This window comes from Dyella sp., from assembly GCF_036568765.1.
Taxonomy (GTDB): Bacteria; Pseudomonadota; Gammaproteobacteria; order Xanthomonadales; family Rhodanobacteraceae; genus GSA-30.
Window position 1 is genome coordinate 1 of record NZ_DATCRY010000226.1, and the last position, 5,677, is coordinate 5,677.

At 63.4% G+C, this 5,677-nt stretch carries 7 protein-coding genes; 2 read left to right on the forward strand and 5 right to left on the reverse strand.

Going from position 1 to position 5,677, the window contains the following annotated elements; genetic code table 11:
- On the reverse strand, nt 1-706 hold a 706-nt coding region (locus tag VIM98_RS15445; protein WP_331994000.1), incomplete at its 3' end, for a phospholipase D-like domain-containing protein.
- A gap of 211 nt (nt 707-917) precedes the next feature.
- On the opposite strand from VIM98_RS15445, the gene VIM98_RS15450 reads away from it, so the two are divergent.
- A complete protein-coding gene (locus tag VIM98_RS15450; RefSeq protein ID WP_331994001.1) occupies nt 918-1,925 on the forward strand; it encodes a zinc-binding alcohol dehydrogenase family protein in 1,008 nt (335 codons plus the stop codon).
- 102 nt (nt 1,926-2,027) lie between these two features.
- Here the strand turns inward: VIM98_RS15450 and VIM98_RS15455 are convergent, their stop codons facing one another.
- Nucleotides 2,028-3,395, reverse strand: coding sequence for an FAD/NAD(P)-binding protein (locus VIM98_RS15455; RefSeq protein WP_331994002.1), 1,368 nt, complete (start codon nt 3,393-3,395; stop codon nt 2,028-2,030).
- Between the two features lie 40 nt (nt 3,396-3,435).
- On the reverse strand, nt 3,436-4,014 hold the full coding sequence (locus VIM98_RS15460; protein WP_331994003.1) for a cysteine dioxygenase family protein: 579 nt from the start codon (nt 4,012-4,014) through the stop codon (nt 3,436-3,438).
- 202 nt (nt 4,015-4,216) lie between these two features.
- On the opposite strand from VIM98_RS15460, the gene VIM98_RS15465 reads away from it, so the two are divergent.
- Entirely contained in the window at nt 4,217-4,513 is a 297-nt protein-coding gene (locus tag VIM98_RS15465) for a hypothetical protein (RefSeq protein WP_331994004.1), read from the forward strand.
- A gap of 80 nt (nt 4,514-4,593) precedes the next feature.
- On the opposite strand, the gene VIM98_RS15470 is transcribed toward VIM98_RS15465, so the two are convergent.
- On the reverse strand, nt 4,594-5,253 hold the full coding sequence (locus VIM98_RS15470; protein WP_331994005.1) for an energy transducer TonB: 660 nt from the start codon (nt 5,251-5,253) through the stop codon (nt 4,594-4,596).
- A gap of 268 nt (nt 5,254-5,521) precedes the next feature.
- Complete coding sequence (locus VIM98_RS20680; protein ID WP_414650229.1) at nt 5,522-5,665, reverse strand: universal stress protein; 144 nt, start codon at nt 5,663-5,665, stop codon at nt 5,522-5,524.
- Nucleotides 5,666-5,677 lie beyond the last annotated feature (12 nt).

A 5,677-nucleotide genomic window follows, 5' to 3' on the forward strand; every position in this document is an offset into this window, starting at 1 on the left:
CCAGATATTCGTCGCCCACGTTCAGGCCGCCGGTGAAGCCGATATCGCCGTCGACGACGAGAATCTTGCGATGGTTGCGAAAATTGAGCTGAAAGCGATTGCTCTTGCGGCGGGTCGCGAACGCGTGGATCTCCACGCCACCGTCCAGCAGCATCTCCACGTAGCGCTTGGGCAAGGCATGGCTGCCGATGCCGTCGAACAGAACGCATACGCGGACACCGGCGGCTGCCTTTTCCAGCAGCAGGTCGCGCACGCGCCGGCCGAGCCCATCGTCGTGGAAAATGAAAAACTGCATCAGTACGTATCGCTCGGCCCCAGCGACCGCCGCCAGCATGGCCTCGAATGCCGCTTTGCCGTCGATCAGCAAACGCAACCGCTGGCCGGCATGGAAAGGCGTATCGAGCATGGTGGCGATGGCGTGGTAGCGCTGCGCCTGGGGTGAATGGGTCGCATCGCTATGGGCCGGTACGCCGGCCACGCGGCGCATGCGCAGCCGACTGACGCGATGACGCCGGATGTACCCGCGAAACCGGCTGCGGCCCAAGTAGAGATACGGCACCAGGGTGATATAGGGCAGCAATACCAGGCCAAGCGCCCAGGCAAAGGCACCCTGAGCCGTACGGGTATTCATGACCGCATTGATCGCGGCGACCAGGCCCGCCAGATGAAGCAGCAGCACGAGCAGGGCCAGTGCCGCACTAAGCATGGAGCGTCCCCGGAGGCGGGCACGCGAAGCTGGCGGCGTTCGGGCCGCCGTAGGTAACTGCGCCTGCGTAGGGCCGTGTGCCTTTAAGCTCGATCATCTGCCATGGGACGGAAACGATGCCGCCCTAGTTTGGTCAACCTAGTTTGATCAATACACCGTCTGCGCGGCAAGTTTCATAGTATGCCGAGCTTACCTTCCAGGAGACCTTTGCATGAAAGCTGTCGTGTACCGCAAATCGCTGCCCAGCAGCGACCCCCAGAGCCTCGTCGATGCCGAGCTGCCCGAGCCCGCCCCGGAGGCACGTGACGTACTAGTGCGCGTCGAGGCGATTTCGGTCAATCCGGTGGACACCAAGATCCGCCAGCGTGTCGATCCCCAGGGGGGCGACAAGGTGCTTGGCTGGGATGCGGCAGGCACCGTAGTTGCCGTCGGGGGCGAAGTCAGCCTGTTCAAGCCGGGCGATGCGGTTTACTACGCGGGCGCAATCGATCGGGCTGGCAGCAATGCGCAGTTTCAGGTGGTCGACGAACGCATTGTCGGGCGCAAGCCGACGTCGCTGGATTTCGCTCAGGCCGCGGCGCTGCCTCTTACGGCGGTTACCGCGTGGGAATTGCTGTTCGATCGTCTCGGCGTGCCGCGCCAGGGACCTGCGGGTACGATCCTGGTGATTGGTGCCGCCGGTGGCGTCGGTTCGATCGCGGTGCAACTGGCACGCAAGCTCACCTCCGCGACCGTCATCGGCACCGCGTCACGCGAGCAGACCCGCGACTGGGTGCTCAAGCAAGGGGCGCATCATGTGGTGGATCACCGCGGCGATCTGGTTGAGCAGGTGCGTGCGATCGCACCGCAGGGTATCGACTATGTGCTCAGCCTTACCCATACCGAGCAACATTTCGCCGCGATCGTCGAATTGCTCAAGCCACAGGGCAAGTTTGGCTTGATCGACGATCCGGCGGCACCGCTGGATATCGTCAAGCTCAAACAGAAGAGCATCTCGCTGCATTGGGAATTCATGTACACGCGCTCGCTGTTCCATACGCAGGACATGCAAGCGCAGCATCGGATATTGAACGAGGTGGCCGACCTGGTAGATGCCGGTGCGCTGCAAAGCACGCTGACCGAAAACCTGGGCGTCATCAATGCGGAGAACCTGCGGCGTGCGCACGCGCAACTGGAAAGCCACGGCACGCTGGGGAAGGTGGTGCTGAGCGGGTTCTGACGAGCGAATTGCTTTTCTGACTTTGCAGGAGCGGATTCAGTCGCGATAAGCCCTGACGTAATCGCTTGTCGCGACGATGTCGCTCCTGCAAGGCGGCTTGGGTTATGGCGCGAAAATACGCTCAGCCAGGCTCCGCGCCTGCTGGCGGATTTCCGGAATGGCTGTGGTCTCCCACAACGTCCCGCGCAGCATGCTGCCGATAGCGAAGAAGTTGGGCCAGGCTCCGCCTTCGTAGCGCAGTCGTCCGTCGGGTTCGGCTTGCAAGCCCAGGCCGAGGGGATCGGCGAGCACATGGCCGTTCGTACTCAGCTGTCGCACGAGCGCGTGCTTCGTGCGGCGGACGTCGGTGTTCAGGCCGACCGTCTGCACCACCAGATCGGCGGTCAGACTTTCGGGCTGGCGGCCGCCGCGTGGGGCGACGGATACACGCAAGCGGTCGCCTTCCGCGCGAACGTGTTGCATGCGTCCTGGCCGTCGTAGCAAGCGTCCGTCACGTTCCAGGCCGGCCAGGGTTTCGGCCACCTGGGGCGGCATGCGATGGCGGACGCGTTCCCATGCCCAGCGCACATGACGCAGGAAACGCTCGCGCTCGGTGGTTGGCAGCTCCTGCCACAACGTCGGAAGGTGCGGGCGCAAGCCGTCGACGACGCTGCGCCAGTCGTCGGCGTCGGCAATGCTCTCGCGCATCAGCCGCATCCATGAGCGCATATCCGGCGCGTCGCGCAGCGCTTCGAATAGTTCGCCACCGTCGTCCAGCGGCATCGAAGGGTCGAGCATATGCGCTTCCGGCAACTTGCCGTGTCGCGATAGCGCGATGAAATGAGCTTGCGGCCATTGTGCGCCGAGTTCGAGCAACACGTCGGCCGCAGTCAGGCCCAGACCAATGACGACGACTTCGCGTGGAGCTGGATCGAACTGTGCGGTGGCCAGGAAGCGCCATGGATCGACGATGTACTTGCCGCTGTCGAGCACGGTGGGTTCCACGCCGCCTAGCGGTTGCGGCGGCAGCGAGCCGATCGCCAGGATCGCCGCATCCACACGCTGGCTTTCGTCGCCCTGGATAACGGTTACGCCGTCCTTTTCCGGCACCAGTGCATCGACGTCGAAGGGTTTGACCTGCACGTCATGGCCGCGATCGGCGGCGCGCGCGAGGGTGCCGCGGACCTCGGCCTCCAGATAATCGCCATAGAGACGTCGCGGCAGGAAGTCGGTTCCAGCCACGCTGCTATCGCCGCGTTGCGCATAATCGAGGAAGCCACGCGGCTTACCCGTAAAAAGGCTCATCGACGCCGCGCGCACGTTCAGCAGGTGGCGCGACGATCGCGTGCCATAGGCTACACCGCGCGCCATTTCCTGCGTGCCGGTATACCAGTCCAAATGCAAAGGCTGCGCCGACGGGCGATCCAGCAGTTCGCTGATCAAGGTAGCGGCGGCTGCGCCGCCGCCGATAATGGCAACCCGTCGAAACATGCAACTCCTTGGGGGCTTTAACGCTTAAGGTAGCGTCGGCTCAGGCTAGCAGAGGGCCGGCAATGGCCGCTCGTTGCGGCTTGGCCAGCCAGCGGCCGGCTTGCGTGGCGCGCTCGTACGTGAAGTACTCTGCCAGATTGCCGCCATAGACGTGAAGCGTCAGTGCCGTTTCGTGCCGCGACAGATTGCGGCAGCGGTGTACATAGCGTTCGCCGCCTTCGAACCATACCGTGTCGCCCGGGCCGAGCCAGTCGCGGCCCCGCATGCGAAGATGATTGCTTACCGGATTGCGCTCGTACGCCTCCACCTCGAGCGCACCGTGCAGGGCCAGCTCCAATCCCCACAGGCCGCCGTGATCGTGCACCGGCGTATGGTGATTCGGCGGCCAGGCCATGATCAGCACGCTGACACCTGGCTTGCCGCGCTCGGCGAGCAGCCAGCGCGTAAGGCCAACCTGCGGCTTGTTGCGGCGCGAGACGGCGGTCACCGGGAGCGCGCCATTGCGATGGATCACCGCGCCCAGATCCCGCGCCATGGCGGCCAGATCGGGTTGCTCGGTGGATCCATAGTTCAAGGCGATTTCGCGCAATGCCTTGAGGGTATGAGAATGCTTGCCCATGCTGTGAAGCTCTGCGGGGTTGCGCGGAGTGGAACACGGCGGTCGTTAAAGAGGTGTAACCGGAAGGAACTTACGATGCCATCTATGACTTTCGCACCATGTATCCGGCGGGCGTGAGGCATACCTTGAACCCGTGGACTCTAAACCCTTGCAGGCGCGGTCGCATCTGAAAGGGCATGCTCAAGTCCAAGGAGGTTCGACAATGATCACGATTGGCATTTTGATGATGGTTCTCGTGGGGCTGTGGTTTGCTGCCGCAGTCATCGGTGTCGTTTTCAAGATTGCGTTTACGTTGATCGGCGGGATTTTCAGCGTCATCGGCGCGTTGATCGGCTTGGTCGTCGGCGGCATCATGCTGGTGGTGCTCGCTCCGCTGTTTGCTTTGGCGCTGCTGCCCGCCGCATTGCCGATCCTGCTGCTGGCCGGTGCGATATGGCTGATCGTACGGGCGACGCACTCGACGCCGCATGCGCCGACACAAGGCCCCGTGGCACATTAATGGTTTGCCGTGGAAAGGCCCGGTCTCGCTCTGTCGCGAGCCGGGCCTTTCTTATACGCCGCTGTTGCGTCGCGTCGCGCTTACATCTGATTGAGATTGAACGTCACCGGGACGCGCGCCCATGCCTTGACGTGCTGGCCTTGCACTACCGCAGGCTGAAACAACCACTTGTCCAATACCTGCGAGCGCGCACTGCGATCGAGGATCGGCTGGCCGCTACTCTTTTCGATCTCGACCTGGATAGGTTTGCCGTTTTCGTCGACCAGCACACGCAGCAGCACTGTGCCTTCCAGATGGCGAAGGATGCCATCGCGTGGATAGCTCAACGGTGCGGTGCGATAGGCCAGCGAGGCTTCCACTGGCGCAGTGTTGGCTGCCGGTGGTTCGATGGGCGCGAGGGGCGCGTTTTCTACGGCGGGAGCCGTGCCTTCATCGGTCATTGGCGCAGTCACGACCGGTGGGGGCTGGTCGATGGTCTTGGGCTGTGCCGTGACCTTGGGTGTGGCCGGCTGCACCTTGGGTAGCACGATCGGCGGCGGCTCGGGCGGCAGCGGTTGTGCTTCGATCCAGTGGACGAGCGTGGGGGCCTTGGGCGCCAGTGCCTCGGCAATCTGCGGTGCCATCGGACGAAGTACGAGCAGCAGGGCGGCCAGGTTGAGGGCGATAGCGACGCTCAGGGCGCTGATGCGCACGCTATCGGGATGCAAACGACGAGCAACGGCGAGACTTGCGGACACCATAAAGCAACCTCCTGACATGGGTAGGAAGGACTGCACGGCACCGAACGAAACGGCCCTTGGGTACGGTTGTGGAACGGGTCGTTGGGGAATTCGCCCGGTCGAGTTCAGTTTGTGCTCAGTTTTGTGTCGAACGCAAGAGGGAGGGGGCGCTGTGCGATCTGTGAGGAACGAGGCGCACAGGACCTGAAAGCCGGCTCTTCTCTCCTTACGCGCCACAGCGAGCGGGAGCGAGCGACCTCACAGGCCGCGACGCGGCCGACTTCGCTCCCTAATGGGCTACGAGCATCGCCAGATCGCTATGCATGAACAAATGCCGCGTCGTGCCGCCGAGCACCATCTCTGCCAGACGCGAACGGCTCCAGGCGCCCATGACGATCAGGTCGGCACGATGCGTATGCGCTGCATCCAGCAACAGGGGGCCGGC

Excerpts from the sequence above, each read along its gene's own strand:
- VIM98_RS15465 (WP_331994004.1), top strand. The coding sequence starts at position 4,217 with ATGATCACGATTGGCATTTTGATGATGGTTCTCGTGGGGCTGTGGTTT.
- VIM98_RS15470 (WP_331994005.1), bottom strand. The coding sequence starts at position 5,253 with ATGGTGTCCGCAAGTCTCGCCGTTGCTCGTCGTTTGCATCCCGATAGC.
- VIM98_RS15460 (WP_331994003.1), bottom strand. The coding sequence starts at position 4,014 with ATGGGCAAGCATTCTCATACCCTCAAGGCATTGCGCGAAATCGCCTTG.
- VIM98_RS15450 (WP_331994001.1), top strand. The coding sequence starts at position 918 with ATGAAAGCTGTCGTGTACCGCAAATCGCTGCCCAGCAGCGACCCCCAG.
- VIM98_RS15455 (WP_331994002.1), bottom strand. The coding sequence starts at position 3,395 with ATGTTTCGACGGGTTGCCATTATCGGCGGCGGCGCAGCCGCCGCTACC.